The sequence below is a fragment of the Massilia sp. 2TAF26 genome, from assembly GCF_052115005.1.
In the GTDB taxonomy this organism is placed as follows: domain Bacteria; phylum Pseudomonadota; class Gammaproteobacteria; order Burkholderiales; family Burkholderiaceae_D; genus Telluria.
Genome location: NZ_JBFRFV010000008.1, coordinates 1 through 21203 on the forward strand (window position 1 = coordinate 1; position 21203 = coordinate 21203).

At 68.1% G+C, this 21203-nt stretch carries 21 protein-coding genes and 1 pseudogene; 11 read left to right on the plus strand and 11 right to left on the minus strand.

Annotated elements, in window-relative coordinates:
- From AB4Z32_RS10240 to AB4Z32_RS10270, 7 genes and pseudogenes are all read right to left on the minus strand, one after another.
- Positions 1-216: pseudogene (locus AB4Z32_RS10240) on the minus strand (efflux transporter periplasmic adaptor subunit); the annotation flags it as partial.
- A 195-nt stretch (positions 217-411) separates the two neighbouring features.
- Positions 412-2283, minus strand: coding sequence for a signal peptide peptidase SppA (gene sppA, locus AB4Z32_RS10245; RefSeq protein WP_442121745.1), 1872 nt, complete (start codon positions 2281-2283; stop codon positions 412-414).
- Positions 2284-2304: 21 nt separating this feature from the next.
- Positions 2305-3774: a sodium:solute symporter gene (locus tag AB4Z32_RS10250; protein ID WP_442121746.1), complete on the minus strand. Its 1470-nt coding sequence runs from the start codon at positions 3772-3774 to the stop codon at positions 2305-2307.
- A 109-nt stretch (positions 3775-3883) separates the two neighbouring features.
- Complete coding sequence (locus tag AB4Z32_RS10255; RefSeq protein ID WP_442121747.1) at positions 3884-4324, minus strand: hypothetical protein; 441 nt, start codon at positions 4322-4324, stop codon at positions 3884-3886.
- Between the two features lie 91 nt (positions 4325-4415).
- Positions 4416-5987, minus strand: a complete 1572-nt coding sequence (locus AB4Z32_RS10260) for an NYN domain-containing protein (RefSeq protein WP_442121748.1) — start codon at positions 5985-5987, stop codon at positions 4416-4418.
- 70 nt (positions 5988-6057) lie between these two features.
- Positions 6058-6642 (minus strand): cysteine dioxygenase, encoded by a 585-nt coding sequence (locus AB4Z32_RS10265; RefSeq protein WP_442121749.1) that lies wholly within the window; start codon positions 6640-6642, stop codon positions 6058-6060.
- Positions 6639-7061, minus strand: coding sequence for a DUF1810 domain-containing protein (locus tag AB4Z32_RS10270; protein WP_442121750.1), 423 nt, complete (start codon positions 7059-7061; stop codon positions 6639-6641). Before AB4Z32_RS10270 ends, AB4Z32_RS10265 begins: the two co-directional genes overlap by 4 nt.
- 43 nt (positions 7062-7104) lie before the next feature.
- Between AB4Z32_RS10270 and AB4Z32_RS10275 the strand changes: the two genes are divergently transcribed.
- The 9 genes from AB4Z32_RS10275 (at position 7105) to AB4Z32_RS10315 (ending at position 16504) form a co-directional block, all read left to right on the plus strand.
- Positions 7105-7314, plus strand: coding sequence for a DUF3820 family protein (locus AB4Z32_RS10275; RefSeq protein ID WP_442121751.1), 210 nt, complete (start codon positions 7105-7107; stop codon positions 7312-7314).
- 102 nt (positions 7315-7416) lie between these two features.
- Positions 7417-8118, plus strand: coding sequence for a pirin family protein (locus AB4Z32_RS10280; protein ID WP_442121752.1), 702 nt, complete (start codon positions 7417-7419; stop codon positions 8116-8118).
- Between the two features lie 141 nt (positions 8119-8259).
- Positions 8260-8643, plus strand: coding sequence for a response regulator transcription factor (locus AB4Z32_RS10285; RefSeq protein ID WP_442121753.1), 384 nt, complete (start codon positions 8260-8262; stop codon positions 8641-8643).
- Between the two features lie 26 nt (positions 8644-8669).
- On the plus strand, positions 8670-9794 hold the full coding sequence (locus AB4Z32_RS10290) for a HEAT repeat domain-containing protein (RefSeq protein ID WP_442121754.1): 1125 nt from the start codon (positions 8670-8672) through the stop codon (positions 9792-9794).
- A complete protein-coding gene (locus AB4Z32_RS10295) occupies positions 9791-11203 on the plus strand; it encodes a glycosyltransferase family 2 protein (RefSeq protein ID WP_442121755.1) in 1413 nt (470 codons plus the stop codon). Before AB4Z32_RS10290 ends, AB4Z32_RS10295 begins: the two co-directional genes overlap by 4 nt.
- The gene (locus tag AB4Z32_RS10300) at positions 11200-12924 is read left to right on the plus strand and encodes a hypothetical protein (RefSeq protein WP_442121756.1); all 1725 of its coding nucleotides are present in this window, start codon (positions 11200-11202) and stop codon (positions 12922-12924) included. Before AB4Z32_RS10295 ends, AB4Z32_RS10300 begins: the two co-directional genes overlap by 4 nt.
- Positions 12925-13060: 136 nt before the next feature.
- Positions 13061-13516, plus strand: a complete 456-nt coding sequence (locus AB4Z32_RS10305) for a nuclear transport factor 2 family protein (protein ID WP_442121757.1) — start codon at positions 13061-13063, stop codon at positions 13514-13516.
- Between the two features lie 8 nt (positions 13517-13524).
- A complete protein-coding gene (locus AB4Z32_RS10310; protein ID WP_442121758.1) occupies positions 13525-14175 on the plus strand; it encodes a methylamine utilization protein in 651 nt (216 codons plus the stop codon).
- Between the two features lie 19 nt (positions 14176-14194).
- Positions 14195-16504 carry a putative bifunctional diguanylate cyclase/phosphodiesterase gene (locus AB4Z32_RS10315; RefSeq protein ID WP_442121759.1) on the plus strand — a complete coding sequence of 770 codons (2310 nt, stop codon included), beginning with the start codon at positions 14195-14197 and terminating at the stop codon, positions 16502-16504.
- A 10-nt stretch (positions 16505-16514) separates the two neighbouring features.
- On the opposite strand, the gene AB4Z32_RS10320 is transcribed toward AB4Z32_RS10315, so the two are convergent.
- A complete protein-coding gene (locus AB4Z32_RS10320; RefSeq protein WP_442121760.1) occupies positions 16515-16685 on the minus strand; it encodes an ATP-dependent Clp protease proteolytic subunit in 171 nt (56 codons plus the stop codon).
- On the opposite strand from AB4Z32_RS10320, the gene AB4Z32_RS10325 reads away from it, so the two are divergent.
- Entirely contained in the window at positions 16639-17289 is a 651-nt protein-coding gene (locus tag AB4Z32_RS10325) for an NUDIX hydrolase (RefSeq protein WP_442121761.1), read from the plus strand. The genes AB4Z32_RS10320 and AB4Z32_RS10325 overlap by 47 nt on opposite strands.
- Here AB4Z32_RS10325 and AB4Z32_RS10330 read toward each other — a convergent pair.
- The 3 genes from AB4Z32_RS10330 to AB4Z32_RS10340 all read right to left on the minus strand — a co-directional run bounded on the left by AB4Z32_RS10330 (position 17266) and on the right by AB4Z32_RS10340 (position 20322).
- Positions 17266-17841, minus strand: a complete 576-nt coding sequence (locus tag AB4Z32_RS10330) for a putative glycolipid-binding domain-containing protein (protein WP_442121762.1) — start codon at positions 17839-17841, stop codon at positions 17266-17268. The genes AB4Z32_RS10325 and AB4Z32_RS10330 overlap by 24 nt on opposite strands.
- Positions 17828-17968, minus strand: a complete 141-nt coding sequence (locus AB4Z32_RS10335) for a hypothetical protein (RefSeq protein WP_442121763.1) — start codon at positions 17966-17968, stop codon at positions 17828-17830. Before AB4Z32_RS10335 ends, AB4Z32_RS10330 begins: the two co-directional genes overlap by 14 nt.
- 62 nt (positions 17969-18030) lie before the next feature.
- On the minus strand, positions 18031-20322 hold the full coding sequence (locus AB4Z32_RS10340; RefSeq protein ID WP_442121764.1) for an ATP-binding protein: 2292 nt from the start codon (positions 20320-20322) through the stop codon (positions 18031-18033).
- A gap of 165 nt (positions 20323-20487) precedes the next feature.
- On the opposite strand from AB4Z32_RS10340, the gene ribA reads away from it, so the two are divergent.
- Positions 20488-21135, plus strand: a complete 648-nt coding sequence (gene ribA / locus AB4Z32_RS10345; RefSeq protein WP_442121765.1) for a GTP cyclohydrolase II — start codon at positions 20488-20490, stop codon at positions 21133-21135.
- The last annotated feature ends 68 nt before the right edge of the window (positions 21136-21203 follow it).

Sequence of the window (21203 nt, forward strand, 5' to 3'; positions counted from 1 at the left end):
GCCGGCGCCCGCGCCGCCCTGCCCCCTCGCGCCGGCGCCCGCACCCGGACCGGCGCCGGCGCCTGCGCCTGCTGGCTGGTGGGTCAGGTGCCAGGCCAGCCAGCCCAGGCCGGCCATCACGAGGATGGCGACGATGGCGCCGATCACGCGCGAACGGCGTGTGCGCTGGGGGCGGATGGCTGGCTTTTCCTTATCTGGGGTAACGGTCGGGTTCATGCGAGTCCTTGGCGGCCGAGTGTTCAAATGCACAATAAAAATGACTCCCCGAATGTAGCATGGAGCGCCTTGCCTTTATGTTTCAGAACGTACAGAAGCAAAAACGAAAACGGGCGCGGATCGGCTCCGCGCCCGTGGTAACTGGCTTGCTCAGGCCTACAACTTGTTACAAAGGCTTAACGCTCGTTAAGAGCGTTAAGGAACTTCGCACAGGCAGTGCGTGACCGCCGCGAAAGGCTGGCGGCGCGAGGCCACCTGCGACAGCCAGCCGAGGTCCCTGGCCACCCCGGCGGCGGCGCCGGCCGGCAGCGCGTCCAGGGCCAGGTCGGCCGGCAGCAGGCCCAGCTTGACCTGGACGGTCAGGGTCTGGGCTTCGGACAGGCCCATGCGCTCCAGCAGGCGCGCGAACACGCTTTCCTCGCGCTCGGTGTAGGCGACGCGGAAGTTGCCCTCCAGGTGGGCGCGCTTGGCCGCCGACTGCAGGGCGTCGCCGTAGCTGCCGAGACGGTCGACCAGGCCGCGTTCCTTGGCCTGGCCGCCGGTCCACACGCGGCCCTGGCCGACAGCGTCGATCTTCTCGGGCGTGGTGCGGCGCGCGATCGCGGCCTTGGTGGTGAACTCGTCGTAGATGTGGTTGATGCTGGCCTGGACCACCTGGCCGAAGCGCGGGTCGAGCGGGCGCAGCGGATTGTAGGCGTCGGCCAGCCAGGTGGTGGTCACGCCGGCCGTGTGGATGCCCAGCTTGTCGACCACTTTATCGGCGGTCGGCAGGATCGCGAACACGCCGATCGAGCCGGTCACGGTGTTCGGGTCGGCGATGACTTCGTCGGCCGCCATCGAGATCCAGTAGCCGCCGGACGCCGCCACGTCGCCCATCGACACCACCACCGGCTTGCCGGCGTTGCGGGTCAGTTCCAGCTCGCGGCGGATCAGCTCCGAACCGTAGGCGCTGCCGCCCGGCGAATTGATGCGCAGGACCAGGGCCTTGACCTGCTTGTCTTCGCGCGCGGCGCGGATCATGTTGGCGGTCGTGATGCCGCCCACCATGCCGGGGCCGCCCGTGCCCTCGGTGATGTCGCCGGCGGCGACCACCACGGCCACCGCATCGCCCAGCAGCTTGGGCGGATTGCGCGCCAGGTAGTCGTGGAAGGACACCTGGCGGAAGGTCTTGTTGGCCTCGTCCCAGGCGCCGCGCTTGACCATCAGGGCACGCACTTCGTCGCGGGTCTTGAGGCCGTCGATCAGCTTGGCGTCCAGCGCCACCTTGCCCGCGTTGCCGTTGGCGGCCGTCATGCGCTGCGGCAGTTCTTCGATGCCCTTCGCGATGCTGCCGGCCGGCAGCCTGCGCGCCTTCTCGACTTCGTTCGTGTAGTTGGTCCACAGGGCGTTGTAGAGGAAGCTGTCGGCCTCCTGCGCCGCCGGCGACGGACCGTTGCCGATGAACGGCTCGGCAAAGCTCTTATAGGTGCCGACCTTCATCAGGTTGACCGTCACGCCGATCTTGTCGAGGGCGTCGCGGTAGTAGTTGCGGTGGCGCCCGAAGCCTTCGATCATCACCATGCCCATCGGGTGCAGGTAGACCTCGTTGGCGTGCGAGGCGACCAGGTAGCGCTTCTGGTCGTAGGCCCCGCCCCAGGCCACCACGGTCTTGCCGGCCGCCTTCACGCGCTCGACGGCGGCGCCGATTTCGCGCAGCGAAGCCAGGCCGCCGCCGTCCATCTCGTCGAGCAGCAGCACCACGCTGTCGATATTGCCGTCCTTGGCGGCGGCGTCGAGCACGGTGAGGACGTCGCGCAGTTGAATCAGGCGGCGCGCATTGCCGGACAGGCCGGCCACCAGCGAGTCGCGCACGCTGCCGGCCTTTTCTTCGACCAGCTCGCCCTTCAGGTCCAGCACCAGGGCGGTCTTCGGCGCCAGCGGCTTGATGCCGCCGCCGAAGATCCCCCACAGCAGGAAGATCAGGATCAGCAGGAAGATCAGGTTCAGCACGAAGCGGCGGGTGGCATCGAGGCCGCGCCAGAGCGACCCGAGGCCGCGGCGCAGGGAGGTCATGGGCTTGAATGGCATCGGGAACTCCTTTGAAAGAGGTTAGGCAGCGACGGCAGCGGGCTTGATGGTCGCCCGGCGCGAGATCGCCAGCAAGCCCAGGAACACGAGTGCGCCGTTGACAATAAGCAACTCCAGGCCCAATCGGTAATGGCCCAGCAGATAGTGCTGGTTGTATTCGAGCAGGGCGCACAGGATCGGCGCGCCGATCGTCACCACCGGCACCAGGCGGTCGTTCAGCGTGCGCCTGGTCATCATGCCGAAGGCGAACAGGCCCAGCAGCGGTCCGTAGGTATAGCCGGCCAGCTTCAGGATCACGCCGATCATGCTGGGATTGTCGACCCATTTGAAGAACAGCACCATCAGCAGGAACAGCAGGGCGAATCCGAGGTGGACGTGGCGGCGCAGGCGCTGCTTGCCTTCTTCCGACAGGTCGTCGCGGCGCTTGATGCCGAGGATGTCGATGCAGAAGGTGGAGGTGAGCGCGGTGATGGCACCGTCGGCGCTGGGGAACAGGGCCGAGATCAGGGCGACCAGGAAGATGATCTGCACCGCGGCCGGCAGGTGGCCCATGACCACGGCGGCGAAGATCTTGTCGCCGGTGGCGGTGACGCCGGCGATCGGCGCGTACAGGTAGAGCAGGCCGCCCAGGAACAGGAAGGCGGACAGCACCACCACCAGCACCGCGGTCAGGCTCAGCAGGTTCTTCTGGGAGTCGCCCAGGGTCTTCACGGAGATCGTCTTCTGCATCATCTCCTGGTCCATGCCGGTCATGGTCACGACGATGAAGGCGCCGGCCACGATCTGCTTCAGCCAGAAATTCGGGCTGTCGGCGTCGAAGGTGAACACGCGCGACAGGCCGCGCTCGTGCATCTGCCGCAGGGCCTGCGGGACGGTGAGGTCGAGGTGGCCCAGCATGAACCAGACGCAGGCGAACAGGCCGCCCAGCATGCAGGTGGTCTGCAGGGTGTCGGTCCAGACGATGGTCTTGACGCCGCCCTGGTAGGTGTAGAGCAGGATCATGCCGAGGATGACGAAGGTGGTCAGCCAGAACGGCACGCCCAGGCTGTCGAGGATGATGCTCTGCAGGACCGCCACCACCAGGTACAGGCGCGCGGTGGCGCCGAACAGGCGCGACAGGATGAAGAAGCCGGCCCCGCTCTGGTAGGCGCGGCGTCCGAGGCGGCCGTCGAGATAGGTGTAGATCGAGGTCAGCTTGAGCCGGTAGTACAGGGGCAGCAGCAGGTAGACCACGGCGATGTAGCCGAACACATAGCCGATCAGCACCTGGCCATAGCCGAAGGCGTCGATGCCGACCGCGCCCGGCACGCTGATGAAGGTGGCGCCGGACAGCGTGGTGCCGACCATGCCGAAGGCGACCAGCATCCAGTTGCTGCTCTTGTTACCGATGAAGAAGCTGTCGTTGTTGGCGTTGCGCGAAGTCGCCCAGGCGACGCCGAGCAGCAGTGCGAAATAAGCGATGAGGATGCAGAAGAGGAGTGCCGGGGACATCAGGGTTCCGATAATGACGATTGACTAATCGCCGAGCAATATACACCGAAGCTGGGCGATGGACTACCGTCAGCACCCGTCATGCCCGCTTTCGCGGAATGACGGCGGATCAGATCCCCTGCGCCGGCATCCGCTCGAAAGGTCCGATACAAGCCTCCATCGACTCTTCCCGGCACATCACGAAGCGCGCTCCCGACGGGTGAAAGCGCAGGTAGTTGGTGGCGCGGGTGCCGACCTGCATCACTTCGCCCGAGCAGTCCTGCTTGCCGTTGTCCTTGACGACGCGGTCTTCGAGCTTGTAGAAGCCCTTGGCGCTGGGTTTTTCGGCCACCGTGAACTCGCTCTCGGAGACTTCCTGGGCGCTCTTGACCAGCGTGGTGCCGTCGCCGCGGAAGTGGTAGGTCTCGGAGCAGCCGAGCTGGGGGATGCTGAGGACCCAGATCCCGAGCAGCGGATGGGAGGCCGACGGTGCGGCGGCGAACGCAGACGGCGCCGCGAGCGCGGCGGCCAGGGTGGCGGCGGAAACGAGCAGTCCGGTGAGCGGTCGCATGATGTCGGTCCTTTGCGCAAACGGGCAAGCTTGAGAGTGCGTTGTCATTATCACACATCCCCGAGCCTGCCCGGCGCGCGTATGGCCCGGATCAGGCGCCTTCCGGCGTCTTCGGCTTGGCCGGACGGCGGGCGCGCGTGGCCGGCTTGCGCGACGCCTTGTGGGCCGGGCGGGACGACTTCTTGCGCGCCGGCTTGTCGCCCTGGGCCTCCCCCTGTTCTTCGGCCGGCGCCGGATCGGACGGGTCGGCGTCGGTCACGCCGTCGGTGCCGGCTTCGGCGCCGCCATCGATACCGGCCACGGCCTTGTCCAGCGCCACCACGGCGTCAGTGGCGACCGCCGCATTGTCGGCTCCGGCCTCGGGCGCCGCGGCGGCCGTCGCAGCCTGTGCCGCCGCGGATTTGCGCGTGGACGGCTTGCGCGGCGCGCGGCGGCGTTCCTTCACCGGCGCGGCCGGCTGCTCGGCTGCGGTCTCGGCTGCGGCTTCCGGCTGCACCTCCACCGGCGCGGCCGCGGTATCGTCCGCTTCCTCCACCAGATCCGGCGTCGGCGCCGGCCAGGTGGGCATGCCGAGGTCTTCCTGCACGTCTTCCGGCGCAGCCCGGGTATCCGCCACCGGGGCCGCTGCCTGCTCGGCCGCCTGGTCGCGCCCTTTGCGGCCACGACCGCCACGGCGGCGCGACTCGCGTGCCGGTGCAGCAATCGCCGGAATTTCGCTCGGCTGCTCGCCCCGCGTCTCCTCGGCCACGTCGCCGCCGCGCTCCTGCGTCGCGCCATCCAGGGCCGCCATTTCCGGCAGCGGCTCCGCTTCCGGCACGGCGCCGAGTACCTCGATGGGCTGGGCGCTGCGGTAGACATAGGTGCCCGACTTCTCGTCGCGGCCGAATTCGAACAGGCCGCGGGTCTGGGCCTCTTCGAGCAGGTTGCCGAAGGTGCGGAAGCCGTAATAGGTTTCCGAGAAATCCGGACGGCGGCGCTTCAGGGTGTCCTTCAGCAGCGATGCCCAGATCTTGCCGGTGTCGCCGCGCTCGGAGACCAGGGCGTCGAAGGTCTCGACCACCATCTCCAGGGCCTGCAGCTTGCGCGCCTCCATCTCTTCCTTCTTGCGATTGTTCTCGTCGGAAGGACGGCGGCCCTGCTGCGGCTGGCTCTTGCGCTCGTCGCGCTTGGCGGCGGCGCGGCGCACTTCGCGCACCAGGTCGTCGTAGAAGATGAATTCGTCGCAGTTGGCGACCAGCAGGTCGGAGGTCGAATTCTTGACGCCGACGCCGATCACGCGCTTGGCGTTTTCGCGCAGCTTGGAGACCAGCGGCGAGAAGTCGGAGTCGCCCGAGATAATCACGAAGGTATCGACGTGGGCCTTGGTGTAGCACAGGTCGAGGGCGTCCACCACCATGCGGATGTCCGCCGAATTCTTGCCCGACTGGCGCACGTGCGGAATTTCGATCAGCTCGAAGTTCGCTTCATGCATCGTGGCCTTGAAGCCCTTGTAACGGTCCCAGTCGCAATAGGCTTTCTTGACCACGATGCTGCCCTTGAGCAGCAGGCGTTCGAGGACGGGCTTGATGTCGAATTTTTCGTAATTCGCATCGCGCACGCCGAGTGCGACGTTCTCGAAGTCGCAGAACACCGCCATGCTGATGTTTTCTGAAGATGAAGCCATGTGTTGTTAGTGAGAATGTGTTGTTGGGCAAGCTATTCGGCGGATTATACGCAACAACGGGAAATCCACCTCAGCTCGCACGACTGGGCAGCAGGCAGGAGGCGTAGGGACTGACGAAAGGCGTGACCCGGCCATCCGTTTCCCAGCGCGAGCGGGTGATGGCGGCAATGTCGGCCCCGTAGACGTGAATGCTGACCGAGGTGCCGCCGGCAAGCGCATTCGATACGCGATGTATATCACCGACGCTGGGTGATACGAAATCGATATCACCGGGTTCCAGCTCATGCACGTGGCCGGGAACCAGCGACCCGCCCGGCCGGGCTGGAAGGCCGAACTCCTCGCAGCGCTCCCTCCCCCTCAGCACACCGACCATGCCCCACACCGTGTGGTCATGGATGGGCGTGCCCTGACCCGGCCCCCACACCATGGCCGACACCGAGAAGCGTCCCGCCGGATCGCGGTGCAGCAGGTGGATGCGGTAGTTGGCCGGGTCGGGCTCGGTGAGCGCAGCGGGCAGCCAATCGTCGTGCGCGATCAGGCCGGCCAGCAAGGCGCGGCCGTCGCGGAAGATCGTGGCTTCGTCGGCGCCGCCGTCGACCAGCCCCGTCAGGCCGTCCACGAAAATCGCCAGGGGATCCGGAATTCTCGCGTTCATGCCAGCCTCTCGACGGTGGCGTGATCGGGCTCGCCGCCGAAGAAGCGGTCGAGGCAGGTCTGGAAGATCGCCTCGTCCGGGGCGACGTCGGCGAACAGGGTCATACTGGAGTGGAATTTCATGTTGTCGGGATCGCCGAAGATCTCGTCGACATTGCGATCCTGGTGCATCGCGACCGCGGAGGCGCACTCGCGCAGGCGCTTGCCCAGCACCGGGTGGGCCAGGTAGGCCGCGGCCTCGTCGGCGGAGCGGATCGCGTAGCGCTGCGCCATCCCGCTGCGTCCCAACCCTTCCAGCTGCGGGAAGACGAACCACATCCAGTGGCTGCGCTTGCGCCCGGCGCGCAGTTCGGCGAGCGCGGTGGCGTAGACGTCGTGCTGGGCGTCCACGAAGCGTTGCAGGTCGTAGTCGGTGTCCATGCTGCTTTCCTCCTCGCGGTCATGCTACTACACTGGCGGCACCATGAAACCCGAACACCTGCAACTCCTCCTCGTCCGCGAAATGCCCTTCGGTAAATACCAGGGCAAGAAGATCGCGGACCTTCCCGGCCACTACCTCGCCTGGTTCGCGCGCGAAGGCTTTCCCCGTGGCGAGCTGGGCGAGCTGCTCGAACTGATGTACGAGATCGATCACAACGCCCTACGCGGGCTGCTGGATCCGTTAAAACGTTAATAATCGATTTTTTCGATCATAGCCCGCAAAACTACTCGTTTTTCTTCCCGGTGCGGCCTCGCTATACTGGCTTCCATCGAGAACACACACAGGGAGCAAATCATGATCGAAATTCGCAAAAGTGAAGACCGCGGCGACGCCAACCACGGCTGGCTGAAATCGAAACACAGCTTTTCCTTCGCCGACTACTACGATCCGCGCCACGTCGGCTTCGGCCCGCTGCGCGTGATCAACGAAGACCGTGTCGCCGCAGGCGCCGGCTTCGGCACCCACGGCCACCGCGACATGGAGATCATCTCCTACGTGCTGGACGGCGCGCTGGAGCACAAGGACAGCATGGGCACCGGTTCGGTCCTGCACTACGGCGACGTCCAGCGCATGAGCGCCGGCAGCGGCGTGCGGCACAGCGAGTTCAACGGTTCGCAGACCGAGCCGGTGCACTTCCTGCAGATCTGGATCCAGCCGAGCGTGCAGGGCATCCCGCCGAGCTACGAAGAGAAGCACTTCGACAGGGATGAGAAACTGGGCAGGCTGCGCCTGATCGCTTCCAGCGACGGCAGAGAAGGCTCGGTGCTGATCCACCAGGACGCCTCGCTGTACGCGGCCATCCTGAACGGCGAGGACAAGCTGGAGCACGCCCTGCAGCGCGGACGCCTCGGCTACGTGCACGTGATCCGCGGCCAGGTCGAGGTGAATGGCGTCGCCTTGAAAGGCGGCGACGCCGTCAAGATCGGCGACGAGGAAAGCATCAGCTTCGCGAACGCCGACGCCGCCGAACTGCTGTTGTTCGACCTGCCGCGTTAATCCCTGCTCGGCAGGCTGGCCACCCTGGTGGTCGGCCTGCCAAGGGTAGTCGCATGCAGGCCACACAGCGGCGTCCGGAAAGGGCTTGTTGTCCCGGCTCGGTATAGAATCAGGCCTCAGAGCAACTTTTCCGCCCTTTTCATGAGCGCACAACCCACCGTCCTCGTCGTCGAGGACGACGCCCACATCGCCCACGTCCTCACCTTCATGCTGGAACGCCAAGGCTACCTCGTGACCCACGTCGCCGACGGCCGCGCCGCGACCGCGCACGTGCTCGGCAATCCGGCGCCGGACCTGGTGCTGCTGGACGTGATGCTGCCCTATGTGGACGGGTTCGAGATCGTGGGCCTGATCCGCGCCCAGGCCGGCTGGCAGGAAACCCCGGTCATCATGCTGACCGCCAAGAACACCGAACGCGACACCGTGCGCGCGCTCGATGCCGGCGCCGACGATTTCATCATCAAGCCCTTCCAGCCCCAGGAATTGCTGGCGCGCCTGCGCCGCTTCCTCAAGACCGCGGCCTGACGGCGCGGCCTCTCCGCGCTCTGTCCGTGAGGTTTCCCACGCTTGCGACCGCGCCCGGCTTCGGCGCGCCCTCCGATCCGATCCTGGCGGCGGCCTTCTGGACCGGCATCGCCGCCCTGCTGCTGACCCTCCTGCTCGGCCTGCAGATCGTGCGCCTGCGCATCTCGCTGCGCGCGCGCGAACGGCGCCGCGCACGCACCTTGGCGCGCTGGCGGCCGTTGCTGAACGCCGCCATCGTCGGCGACGGCCCGCAGGAACTGCCACGCCTGCTCGCCTCCGAACGCCTGCACTTCATCAAGCTGTGGGTGCACCTGCAGTCCTCGCTGCGCGGCGAGGCCGGCGCCGCCCTCAACGCCATCGCGCGCCGCATGGGCCTCGACGCCGAAGCGCGCGCCATGCTGGGCCGGCGAGCCCGCACCGAGCGCCTGCTGGCGGCCCTGATGCTGGGCCACCTGGGCGACCGCGAAGCCTGGCCCCAACTGCTGCGCCTGGCCGGCCTGGACGACCCGACCCTGTCGCTGACCGCGCTGTGGGCGCTGGTGCGGATCGATCCCGAGGCCGCGGCCGAATACCTGACCCCGCTCTTCGTCGAACGCGAGGACTGGGCCATGTCGCACGTGGCCGGCATCCTGCAACAAGCCGGCACGCCGGTGGCGGCGGTGCTGGCCGGGATGCTGCCGCGCCTGAATCCCGATCGCCTGCCGCGCGCCCTGCGCATCGCCGAGGCCCTGCGCGTCGAGCTGCCGGCCGCGACCCTGGCCGGCGCGCTGGCCAACGACGCCGTCGCCGTGGTCACCGCCGCCCTGCGCATCGTGAACACGCCGCTGCTGCAGGGCCAGGTGCGCGCCCTGCTGGCGCACGCGGACTGGCAGGTGCGTGTGCAGGCCGCCAAGGCCCTGGGCCGCATCGGCGACCGCGGCGACGTCGAGCGCCTGGCGGACCTGCTGGCCGACCGCGAATGGTGGGTGCGCTACCGCGCCGCCCAGGCGCTGGCCGCGCTGCCCTGGCTGAAGCGCGCCGACCTCGACGCCCTGCACGCCTCGCTGGAAGACCGCTACGCGGCCGACATGCTGGCCCAGGTGGTGGCCGAGCAGGACGCCGCCAATGCGAAGCAAGAGACGCCGGCCGGCCCGGCAATGGAGGGCGCATGAACACCCACCACCTGCTGGTCCAGTTCGTCACCTGGTTCGTGCTGTGCTACTTCATCCTGCTGAACGGCGGCTACCTGCTCCTCAACCTGCTGTCGCTGCGCACCCTGCACCGCAAGGGCCAGGAAGAGATGCTGGACGACCTGCCGCGCGCCTATTCCGGCCTCGAGCCGCCGGTCAGCATCCTGGTGCCGGCGTATAACGAGGAAGCGAGCATCGCCGCTTCGGTGCGCTCGATGCTGCAGCTGACCTATTCCGAATACGAGGTCGTGGTGGTCAACGACGGCTCGAAGGACGGCACGCTGGAGGTGCTGAAGCGCGAATTCGGCCTGCTGCCTTTCCCGGAAGCCTACCGCCGTCAGATTCCCACCAGGGAGATCCGCGCGATCTACCGCTCGACGCGCTTCCCGAACCTGCGCGTGATCGACAAGTTCAACGGCGGCAAGGCCGACTCGCTGAATGCCGGCATCAATGCCGCGCGCTATCCGCTGTTCTGCGGCGTCGACGCCGACTCGGTCCTGCAGCGCGACAGCCTGGAACGCGTGACCCAGCCTTTCCTGCGCGACCCGACCGTGGTCGCCACCGGCGGCACCATCCGCATCGCCAACGGCTGCGAAGTCAGCGGCGGCTTCCTGACCCGGGTGGGCCTGCCGCGCAATCCCTGGGCCCTGCTCCAGGTGGTCGAATACCTGCGCGCCTTCCTGTTCGGCCGCCTCGGCTGGTCTGCCGTGAACGGCATGCTGATCATCTCCGGCGCCTTCGGCGTGTTCCGCAAGGATGCCGTGGTCAGCGTCGGCGGCTACCGCCCCGACACCATCGGCGAGGACATGGAACTGATCGTGCGCCTGCACCGCCTGCTGCGCGCGCGGCGCCAGCCCTACCGCATCGAATTCGTGCCCGATCCCGTGTGCTGGACCGAGGCGCCGGAAGACTTCAAGACCCTGAAGAACCAGCGGATCCGCTGGCAGCGCGGCCTGGCCGAGAGCCTGAACGCCAACTGGGGCCTGATGTTCTCGCGCAACGGCGGCGTGCCCGGCTGGCTGGCCTTCCCGTTCATGCTGCTGTTCGAGTGGCTGGGACCCCTGGTCGAGGTCGGCGGCTACCTGTTCATGATCGTCTCTTTCCTGGCCGGCGACATCTCCTGGCAGGCCTTCTCGACCTTCATGTTCGTGGCGATCGGGCTGGGCATCCTGCTGTCCGCCTCCGGCCTGCTGCTGGAAGAGATGTCCTTCCACATCTACCCGCGCGGCAAGCAGCTGCTGGCCCTGGGCGTGGTGGTGCTGGTCGAGAACCTCGGCTACCGCCAGCTGAACACCTGGTGGCGCCTGGTCGGCCTGTTCCGCTGGGCGATGCAAAAGGAAGCGACCTGGGGCACCATGGCGCGCAAGGGCAGCTTCGCGGACAAGCCGTGATCGCGCGCGCCCTGATGCTGTCCCTGTTCGCGATGAGCGCTCCCGCCCATGCCGCCTGGTTGCACCTGTGCCCGCAAAGCGCCGCAGCGGCTGCCGCGCCGTCGGCCACGCCGTTTGCCGATACTGTCGGCGCCGACGGCGCGCGCCTGCGCTGGCAGGCCGACAGCCAGGCCGCACACCCCGGCTGCACCAGCATCGCCCTGCCGGCCGGCGCCCGGGTCGAGACCCTGTTCCCGCTCGGCCCCACCGAAGCCATCGAGCACACCATCCTGCTGCACGGCCGCGTGCGCGAAGGCCGCTTTGCGGTCAGCGAGCACCTGCTGCCCTCTTCGCGCCCCGGCGTCCAGAAGCCCGGCATCATGCCGCTGCGCGCCAACCTGCTGGAGCGCATGCAGGCGCGCGCCTTCGGGGTGGAGGAGCGGGTCAATCTCAAGCTCGAGGGCGGCCGGCTGACCGTCGACTGCGGCGCCGGCACCCGGTCGGCCGGGGTGCTGCTCGGCGGCCCCTGGTTCCTGCCGCGCGCGCGCCTGCGCCTGGCGGCCTCGTATGCGGGCGGCGCCGGCTTCTCGCTGCAGGCCGCCGACGGCGTCCGCGCCGCGCGCGAAACCGCATTGGATCTGGGCGAACTGCCCGCGCATCCGGCCGCCGCCTCGCCGCAGATCTTCACGCCGGCGCTGCCGGACACCCTGGACCGCGCAAGCTGGAAGCACTTCGTCCTGCAATGCCCGGCCCAGCCAGCCAGCCTGGCGCTGGACTATCTGGCCATCGAACCCGATCCCTCACCGACCGCCCGGCCGGCGGCCCGCTCGACCTGGGTCTGGAAGGCGGCCGACTGGCGCGAGCATGGCGCCGCGCTGCTGGACTGGGCCGCGGCGCAGCGGGTGCGCGAGCTGTTCGTCAGCGTGCCGTTCAGGAACGAGGCGGTCCGGGAACCGGCGCGCCTGGCCGCCTTCGTCCGGCGTGCGAACGCGCGCGGCATCCGCGTGCTGAGCGTGGACGGCGACCCGCACATGGTGCTGCCCGAGCAGCAGCCGGCGCTGGCGCGCATGGTGCGCGCCTACCTGAACTACAACGCCGGCGTCGAACCGGCCGCGCGCCTGGCCGGCCTGCAGTTCGACGTCGAACCCTACCTGCTACCCGATTATCAGCTTTTGGAGCGCGGCGCCGGCAAGGTCGACTGGGACGCGCGCTACCTGGCGATGGCGCACACCCTGCGCGAGGCGGCCGGCAGCCTGCACCTGGAGCTGGTGGTGCCCTTCTGGTGGGATGGCAAGACCGCCCTGCTGGACGGCCTGGCACCGCTGGTCGATACCCTCGCCGTGATGGATTACCGCACCGATCCGGCCCAGGTGAGCGAATTCGCCATGCCCTTCCTCGATTGGGGCGCGCGCCATGGCAGGCAGGTGCGCATCGCGCTGGAAGCCGGCGGGATCGCCGCCGAAACCCAGCGCCGCTACGTGCGCGCCCAGGCGGGCGAAGCGGCCGGCCTGCTGCGCCTGAAGGTCGGCGGCCAGCAGGTGCTGGCCCTGCTGCGCGAACCCGTGGCCGCGGCGGCGGGCGCCGAGGGGTTCCGCCTGCAATCGACCCGCGAGATCGACGGCAGCGCCACCAGCTTCCACCGGGATAGACAATCCCTGCTGCGCCTTCTCCCGGCACTAGAATCCGACTTCAGCGCCTGGGATGGCGCCTTCGGCGGCATCGCCCTGCATGAGCTGCGTTGATGCCGCGTCAAACCATCGCGCGAGTATTTACGGCCTGAAAACAACGCTTCCCATCGTGTATAGAACACCATCTTCTTTCCGTGTATTATTAATTTCCGGTAATAAATACAAACCAGATCACGCCAAGGAGAGGCTCATGACGTTCCGGAAACTCAAGCAAGGCTGCATGACGCTGGCCCTGGTCCTGGCCTGCCTGCCGGCCACGCAGGCGGTCGCGGGTCCGCTGGACGAAGCCAAGGCGCGCGCCCACCTCGACGCCGTCGCCGCCGGCGACCTCGAGGCCCTGATGAAGGACTATCCCGAGGATGCCTATATGGAATGGGTCGGCGGCCCGCTCGACGGCCGCTACCGCGGCAAGGAAGCGATCCGCGCCGTCTGGCAGAAATTCATCGCGGTCAACGAGGGCAAGCCCCGTCCCGCCACCTTCGGCAAGCTGAGCGCCTTCGCCAATCCGAAGGGCGCCTCGGTGCAGCAGCGCGCCGACTACGGCGGCAAGCTGCCGCTCAAGGTCCTGCACGTCCTGACCTACCGCGACGGCGAACTCACCACCGAACTCTGGCAGATCGCTCCTGCCATGCAGCTCGACCAATAAGGACGCCGATGTTCCTGCGCGCGTCCCTGCCGGCCCTGCTGGTCGTCCTCGGCTTGCCGCTGGCATCAAGCGCGGCCGGCGCCACCCTGGACGCGCGGGTGGCGACGCCGGCCGGCAAGCCGGTGCCCGGCGCCGTCGTGGTGCTCGAACCGCTCGCGGGCGCCGTACCGGCGGCAAAGAACCGCCCGCATGCCGTGATCGAGCAGCGCGGCGCCGAATTTTCTCCCTGGGTGACGGTCGTGCAGACCGGCACCGCGGTCGACTTCCCGAACAACGACACGGTCCGCCACCACGTCTACTCCTTCTCCCAGCCCAAGCGCTTCGAGATCAAGCTCTATGCCGGCAAGCCGGGCCAGCCCATCACTTTCGACAAGCCGGGCGAGGTCGTCATCGGCTGCAATATCCACGACTGGATGGAAGCCTATGTGCTGGTGGTGGAGTCGCCGTATTTCGGCAAGACCGGGCCCGACGGCCAGGTCCGCATCGCCAACCTGCCGGCCGGGCGCTACCGCCTGCAGCTCTGGCATCCGCTGCAGAAGGCGCAGGCGGCGGCCAGTGAGATCGAACTCGCGGCCGCCCCGGCCAGGCTGAACCTGGTACTGGACGCGCGGGCGCGCGAGCCCAAGCCGCACACGGCGATCGACCAGGACAGTTACTGAAACAAAGGAAGCATCGTTCATGGGTCTCACCTCGCTCCAGCGCCGCATCGTCCTCGTGTTCGTGGGCCTGCTGGTGCTCGTCATGGGCCTGGTGCTGACCCTGGTGCGCGAGAGCAGCGCGCGCATCGTCGGCAGCGAAGGCAGCAACGGCCTGGTGGTGGGTGCCAAGGTGTTCCAGCGCCTGCTCGACCAGAACCAGCGCCAGCTGGAGACGGCGGCCGGCGTGCTGTCCGCCGACTTCGCCTTCCGCGAAGCGATCGCGACCCAGGACCAGCCCACCATGCGCTCGGTGATCCGCAACCACGGCCAGCGCATCCACGCCCAGGTCATGATGGTGGCCGACACCAGCGGCGCCCTGATCGCCAGCTCCCAGCGCGAAACCGCCGCCGGCGACGCCTTCCCCTTCCCCGACCTGCTGCTCGAGGCCGAATCCAGCGGACGCAGCGCCGGTTTCCGCCAGATGCGCAATGGCCAGCTCTACCAGGTGGTGCTGGTGCCGATCATGGCGCCGCGCCGCATCGCCTGGGTGGCGATGGCCTTCCGGGTCGACGACGGCTGGGCGCGCGACATGGCCGAGGTGACCGGACTGGCCGTGCACGTGGTGCGCTTCGGCGCGCGCGGCCCGGTCCTGCTGGCCTCGTCCTTCGATGCGAAGCAGCGCGCCGCGCTGAGCCTGAGCGGCCTGCAGGCGGCCGGCAGGCAGGCCCTGCTCGACGCCGGCGGCGAAACCTGGCGCACCATGCGCCTGCCGCTGGACGGCGCCATGCAGGCCGTGCTGCAGCTGCCGGTTTCGACGGTGGAGGCGCCGTTCAGCCAGTTGCTGCAGCGCCTGCTGTGGGTGGTCGGCATCGCGATCCTGGTGTTCGCGCTGGGCAGCATCACGCTGGCGCGGCGCATCGTCAAGCCGCTCGAAGAACTGTCGGCGGCCGCGCACCGCATCGCCCAGGGCGACTACGGCCAGGCGCTGCCGGCCCTGCCCCAGGACGAGATCGGCCGGCTGGCCACCAGCTTCGCCCACATGCGCGACGGCATCGCCAGCCGCGAGGAACGCATCGTGCGCCTGGCCTACGTGGACGGCCTGACGGACCTGCCGAACCGCACCCGCTTCCTCGAGACCTTCGCGCGCCTGCCGGCCGGCACCTCGCGTGCGGTGGCGGTGCTCAACATCGACCGCTTCGCGATGATCAACAATGCGCTCGGCTACCAGGTCGGCGACCGCCTGCTGCGCGAAGTCGGCGAACGCATCTCCAGGCTGGAACGGCCGCCGCTGATGGTGGCGCGGCTGTGGGGCGACCACTTCGCCTTCCTGCTCGAGATCGAGACCGAGGATTGCGCACGCGGCTTTGCCCGTGCGGTGCTGGAGCAGCTGCACGATCCGATCACGCTGGACGGGCAGCGACTCGACATCGGCGGCAGCATCGGCATCGCCCTGTATCCGCAGGATGGTACGGACGCCGGCACCCTGCTGCGGCGCGCCGAACTGGCGCTGGCGGCGGCCAAGCGGCGCCGCTCGGGCCTGGCCTTCGCCCACGAGGCGGGCGCGGAGCCGGCGCCGGAGCAGCTGTCCCTGATCGGCGACATGCGCGCCGCGATGGCGAACGGCGAATTCCTGCTGGCCTACCAGCCCAAGCTGGACCTGGTGAGCGGCCGCGTCAATGCCGCCGAAGCGCTGCTGCGCTGGCGCCGTCCGGGCAGCGGCATGGTCGCGCCGGGAAGCTTCATCCCCTTCGCCGAGCAGACCGGCTTCATCCGCGAGATCACGCCCTGGGTGCTGGACGCCGCCATCCGCCAGCTGGCGCAATGGCAGGCGCAGGGCCTGGACATCGCGGTCTCGGCCAACCTGTCGACCCTTGACCTGCTGGATCCGGAACTGCCGCGGCGCGTGAAGGCCCTGCTCGAGTTCCACCGCGTACCGCCGGCGCGCCTGTGCCTGGAGATCACCGAGAGCGCCCTGATGGACGAGCCGGCGCTGGCCCTGTCCCACCTGAACGCGCTGGCGGCGCTCGGGGTGAAACTCTCGATCGACGACTACGGCGTCGGCCAGGCCTCGCTGGCCTACCTGAAAAGCCTGCCGGTGAATGAACTGAAACTGGACCGCAGCTTCGTCACCGCGATCGCCGACTCGCCGCGCAACGCCGCCATCGTGAAGTCGACCATCATGCTCAGCCACGCGCTGGGGCTGTCGGTGGTGGCGGAAGGCGTCGAGACCGCCGAGGAACTGGACTGGCTGCGCGCCAACGGCTGCGACGTCGGCCAGGGCTACCGCATCTCGAAGCCCATCATGGCCGCGGAGCTCGCGGACTGGATGGCCTGCAACGCCGCCATTTGAATCGAACGACTCAGGCGCGGCAATTGAGTACGCGGTCGATCAGTCCATATGCCACGCCCTGGCTGGTCGCCATGTAATTGTCGCGGTCGGAGTCCGTTTCGATCCGCTCGAACGGCTGGCCTGCCGAGGACGTCGTGCAGCACCAGTCGATCGACCGCCCGCGGCGCCGCTTCCAGGCCACGATCAACGGCCGGGATCTGCCGGCGATGGCGAGCCTGCTGGCGGCGGAGCAGCCGGTGTCCGTGCGCGAAGCGCCTGCCAACGACGCCTCCTATGCGCAGGCGCTGGCGGCCTGGGTCCCCGACAGCGGCGTCCATTACAATATGCGGCCGCTTACATCCGCCGAAACCGCCATGACCAGACGCCTCCACATTGCCGCCGCCCTGCTCCTGAACGCCGAAGGAAAAACGCTTTTGGTGCGCAAGCGCGGCACCGCCGCCTTCATGCAGCCCGGCGGGAAGATCGAAGCGGATGAGCGTCCCGAAGACGCGCTCGGCAGGGAGTTGAAGGAAGAGCTGGATATCGATGCCGATATCGCACGGGCGCGCTTTCTTGGCCGGTTCAGCGCGCCGGCCGCGAACGAGCCGGGCTTCGAGGTGTGCTGCGAGCTGTATGAGATCCGGGTGGATCCTCCGGTCATGCCCGCGGCCGAGATCGAAGAGGCGGTCTGGGTCGATGCCGATTCCGCGACGGCTCTCGAACTCGCCCCGCTGACCCGCGATCACGTGCTGCCCCTGTACCGGCGAAGGCTCGGCGGTCGCCTAGGCCTCGATACGGTCGAATAGGCCGGGATAGCGCAGGACGAGATCGTCCTCGTCCACATCCAGTTCGGCCTGGAAGTCGCTGCCGATTCCTTCGTACAGGACACGGCCCGGCGCGATGCGGGTATAGGCCTGCCGCGCCGGCGCACAGTCCAGCGTGGGAATATGCACATACGCCACCTCGATGACCGTGCGCCCGGCCAGCGCCCTGCCGAGGCGGCGCAAGGGCAAGGTATTGGTGAAGCAGCTGGCGGTCAGGTCGACATCGATGGCGCCGTCGAGTGCTTCAAGCGGCTGGCCGGCGCCATCGGTCCAGCGGCCCTGCCCGTCGCCCAGCAGGACCAGTCCGCCGCCGTCGATGCTGTCCACGCTCAGCCTGCGCACGCGCCAAGCGGCATCGCAGAGGATGCTGTAGCGCACGGTGTAGGGTTCGCCGAAACGCCCGCCGAAGCGCTCGCCAATGATCATGCCATCCGCGCTCACACCGCGCTCGTCCGCGCGCAGCAGCAGGTGTTCCAGGCCGTGGCCCTCGACGGCCTTCCAGCGGACTACCCGGGGCGGCTCAGGCGAGCGCATAGGCGAGGGTCACCGCCACCACCAGCACGCTTGCGGCGATGAGCGAGCTGCGCACGGCCCTGCTGCGCCGCGCGGCGACGTTCAGCGCGACTTCGGCACCTGCCTGGAAGAGAAGGTCGAGGATCATGGCGTCGGATTCGTCGATAATGGAATGGATGACAACTTAACACGAACGCAAGGCTCGAACACTTAAGCCGTCGTTAAAGCCGGCAGCTCGACAAAGAAACTGGTCCCCTCGCCTTCCACGCTCTCGAAGCGGATGCGCCCGCCGTGCTCCTCGACGATGGTCTTGCAGATGTTCAGCCCCAGCCCGGTGCCGCCCTTCTGGCGCGAGTCGGCCGAATCGGCCTGGGCGAAGCGCTGGAAGATGCGCTGGCGGAAGGCTTCCGGAATGCCGGCCCCATGGTCGATCACGGCGATCTTCAGCATCCCGCCAACGCGTTCCAGGCGGGTCAGCACCTCGCCGCCCGGCCCGGAAAACTTGATCGCATTGGACAGCAGATTGGTCAGTACCTGGGTGAAGCGGTCACGGTCGACCTTAGCGCGCAGGTCCTGCGCATCGCCCGCCGCCTCGACGGCCAGCCGCACGCCGGCCTGGGACGCGAAGCTGTCCATTGCCGCCACCGCGCCCTCCACCACCGGCGCCATCTGCTGCGCTTCGAAGCGGTAGTCCATCTGCCCCGCTTCCATCTTCTGGATGTCGAGCACGTCGCCGATCAGGCGCACCAGGCGCTCGGAACTGGCGCAGGCGACGCCGACCAGGCCTTGCGCATCCGCCGGCAGCTCACCGGCCATGCCGTCCTTCAGCAGCGACAGCGAGGCGCTGATCGCGGTCAGCGGCGTGCGCAGCTCGTGCGAGACGGTGGAGATGAACTCGTTTTTCATGCGCTCGATCTGCTTGCGCTCCGAGACGTCGTGCAGGAACACGCTGAAGAACACGCCCTCGCCGGTGCCGACCAGGCCGACCGTCATCTCGGCCGTGATCTCGGCGCCGTCGCGCCGCACCAGGTTGCGCTCGACGCGGTGGCCGAGCAGCGCGAGCTCGCCGGTCTCGCGGAAATGCTGGAGGGCCCGCAGCGCGCTGGCGCGATGGCGTTCCGGAATCGCCACGTCGACCAGCATCCGGCCGACGGCTTCCTGGCGGGTCCGGCCCAGCATGTCCCTGGCGGCGGAGTTCCAGTCGGTGATGCGGCCGTCGAGATCGACGCTGATGAAGGCGTCCTGGGCGGTCTCGATGATGTTCACGATGCGCTGCTGGCTGGCGCGCACCGTGTTCAGGGCCTGCTCCAGTTCGCGGGTGCGCTGCTCGACCCGCAGTTCGAGGGTGGCGTTCAGGTCCTCCAGCTCGCCGCGCCGCCGGACCAGGTCGGCCACCAGCGCGTTCAGGGTGCCGGACAGGGTCTCGACTTCCTCGTAGCCGCCGCGGCCCGGGCTGATGGTCACCGGCTCGCCCTCGCGGATGCCGCGCGCCGAACGCGCCAGTTCGTCCAGCGGGCGGGTGATGCGGCGCGCCACCAGCACGCCGGCGATCGAGCACAGGCCCGCCAGCAGGATGCCGGCGGTGAGGCCGTATTCGCTCAGCCGGCGTACCGGCGCGTAGGCGTCGTCGACGTTCTGGCGCACCAGCACGGTCCAGCCGAGGCCGGGATATTCGGCATAGCCGTGGCCGCGCGCGAAGCCGACCAGGTAGGAGACGCCGTCCGGCCACTTCTCGACCAGGTAGCCGTCCTCCTTCTGCGTCTGCGCCGACTTCAGGCTGGCCAGCGACAGGGTCTTGCCCTGCAAGCCCGCGGGGCCGAGCAGGACCACGCCCTTGGCATCGACGATCAGGGCCTCGACCTGGCGCCGCGCGGCGATCGGCGCGATCACCGAGCGCTCGACGTCGCGCGCCCATTGCCAGGACAGATGCACGCCCAGCACGCCCTCGGCGCGGCCGGCATCGTCCCGTACCGGGAAGGCGACGTCGACGAAGCGCCAGGGTTCCTGCTGCTGCGGCAGGAACTTGGCCAGCAGCACCGCCTCGTGCACGTCGCCGGCGTGCACGCCCTTCAGGGCGCTGCCGAACCACGGGCGCTTCGACACGTCCGCGCCTTCCAGCAGGCCCCTGGCCGCCACCTGTACCCTGCCGTCCATGCCGGCCACGCCGATCCAGCTGTAGTAGCCGTAGCTGCCCTGCAACTGGTCGAGGGTTTCGCGGCGCCGCTTCACCGGGGTCTCCGGACGCAGGCCGCGGCGCTGCGCCATCAGGTGCACTTCGCGATAGCGTTCGTACATGCCGCGCTCGAGCTTGTCGGAGGTCTGCAGCGCCAGCTCGGCCAGGCTGTGGCCGATGTTGGACTTGACCTGTTCGGTATTCCTGCGCTCGATGACGGTGACGAGCAGCACGGACAGGGCAACGGTCAGCAGGGTGAAGGCGAGCGCCAGCCAGGCACCCAGGCGGCGCGGCAGCAGATTGCGGGGAAAGGAGCGTGAGGACGGCATCGGGATCATCGAGGAAAAGGCCGCCGCCAGCGTAGCACACGATGATGCCCTGCGGACACAGTGTGAACGTGGGTAAACACCCGGCGCCACACGGCCATGTCGGATTTCCGGTAAACTTCGGGTTTACTGTTGCAGAAATCATTGCCTACGTCTCAGGAACCAGTCATGCAAGACAACGCCGCCGCTTCGTCCAACCTCGTCGACTACGTCACGTCGTGCACCCTGCCGACGCCGTGGGCGCAGTTCACGCTGCACGCCTTCGTCGAGCATGCCACCGGCAAGGAACACCTGGCGATGACGCTGGGCGACCTGTCCACGAATGAGGCGCCGCTGATGCGCATCCACTCGGAGTGCCTGACCGGCGACGTGATGTTCTCGCAGCGCTGCGACTGCGGCGCCCAGCTCGAAGGCGCGCTGAAGAAGATCGCCGCCGAAGGCCGCGGCATCCTCCTCTACCTGCGCCAGGAAGGCCGCGGCATCGGCCTGGTGAACAAGATCCGCGCCTACCGCCTGCAGGAAGCCGGCGCCGACACCGTCGAAGCCAACCTGCAGCTGGGCTTCCACGCCGACGCCCGCAACTACGAGCTGGTGCAGCCGATGCTGGCCCACTTCGGCATCGGGTCGGTGCGCCTGATGACCAACAACCCGCGCAAGATCGACGCCCTGACCAAGCTCGGCTTCGACGTCGCCGAACGCGTGCCGCTGCTGGTGAACCGTAACGCTTTCAATAACAACTACCTGAATACCAAGCAGGCGAAGCTGGGGCATATGATGACGCCTGCGGCCGAGCCGGTGCTGGACGGCGAGCTGTAAGTATTTGACGTCGTCCCCGCCTTCGCGGGGATGGCGTTGCACCATCGAGCGCTACCCTCCTGCATCTT

What these genes read in the sequence shown, in the direction of transcription:
- sppA (WP_442121745.1), bottom strand. Translation starts at nt 2,283, where the DNA reads ATGCCATTCAAGCCCATGACCTCCCTGCGCCGCGGCCTCGGGTCGCTC.
- AB4Z32_RS10250 (WP_442121746.1), bottom strand. Translation starts at nt 3,774, where the DNA reads ATGTCCCCGGCACTCCTCTTCTGCATCCTCATCGCTTATTTCGCACTG.
- AB4Z32_RS10255 (WP_442121747.1), bottom strand. Translation starts at nt 4,324, where the DNA reads ATGCGACCGCTCACCGGACTGCTCGTTTCCGCCGCCACCCTGGCCGCC.
- AB4Z32_RS10260 (WP_442121748.1), bottom strand. Translation starts at nt 5,987, where the DNA reads ATGGCTTCATCTTCAGAAAACATCAGCATGGCGGTGTTCTGCGACTTC.
- AB4Z32_RS10265 (WP_442121749.1), bottom strand. Translation starts at nt 6,642, where the DNA reads ATGAACGCGAGAATTCCGGATCCCCTGGCGATTTTCGTGGACGGCCTG.
- AB4Z32_RS10270 (WP_442121750.1), bottom strand. Translation starts at nt 7,061, where the DNA reads ATGGACACCGACTACGACCTGCAACGCTTCGTGGACGCCCAGCACGAC.
- AB4Z32_RS10275 (WP_442121751.1), top strand. Translation starts at nt 7,105, where the DNA reads ATGAAACCCGAACACCTGCAACTCCTCCTCGTCCGCGAAATGCCCTTC.
- AB4Z32_RS10280 (WP_442121752.1), top strand. Translation starts at nt 7,417, where the DNA reads ATGATCGAAATTCGCAAAAGTGAAGACCGCGGCGACGCCAACCACGGC.
- AB4Z32_RS10285 (WP_442121753.1), top strand. Translation starts at nt 8,260, where the DNA reads ATGAGCGCACAACCCACCGTCCTCGTCGTCGAGGACGACGCCCACATC.
- AB4Z32_RS10295 (WP_442121755.1), top strand. Translation starts at nt 9,791, where the DNA reads ATGAACACCCACCACCTGCTGGTCCAGTTCGTCACCTGGTTCGTGCTG.
- AB4Z32_RS10305 (WP_442121757.1), top strand. Translation starts at nt 13,061, where the DNA reads ATGACGTTCCGGAAACTCAAGCAAGGCTGCATGACGCTGGCCCTGGTC.
- AB4Z32_RS10310 (WP_442121758.1), top strand. Translation starts at nt 13,525, where the DNA reads ATGTTCCTGCGCGCGTCCCTGCCGGCCCTGCTGGTCGTCCTCGGCTTG.
- AB4Z32_RS10315 (WP_442121759.1), top strand. Translation starts at nt 14,195, where the DNA reads ATGGGTCTCACCTCGCTCCAGCGCCGCATCGTCCTCGTGTTCGTGGGC.
- AB4Z32_RS10330 (WP_442121762.1), bottom strand. Translation starts at nt 17,841, where the DNA reads ATGCGCTCGCCTGAGCCGCCCCGGGTAGTCCGCTGGAAGGCCGTCGAG.
- AB4Z32_RS10335 (WP_442121763.1), bottom strand. Translation starts at nt 17,968, where the DNA reads ATGATCCTCGACCTTCTCTTCCAGGCAGGTGCCGAAGTCGCGCTGAAC.
- AB4Z32_RS10340 (WP_442121764.1), bottom strand. Translation starts at nt 20,322, where the DNA reads ATGCCGTCCTCACGCTCCTTTCCCCGCAATCTGCTGCCGCGCCGCCTG.
- ribA (WP_442121765.1), top strand. Translation starts at nt 20,488, where the DNA reads ATGCAAGACAACGCCGCCGCTTCGTCCAACCTCGTCGACTACGTCACG.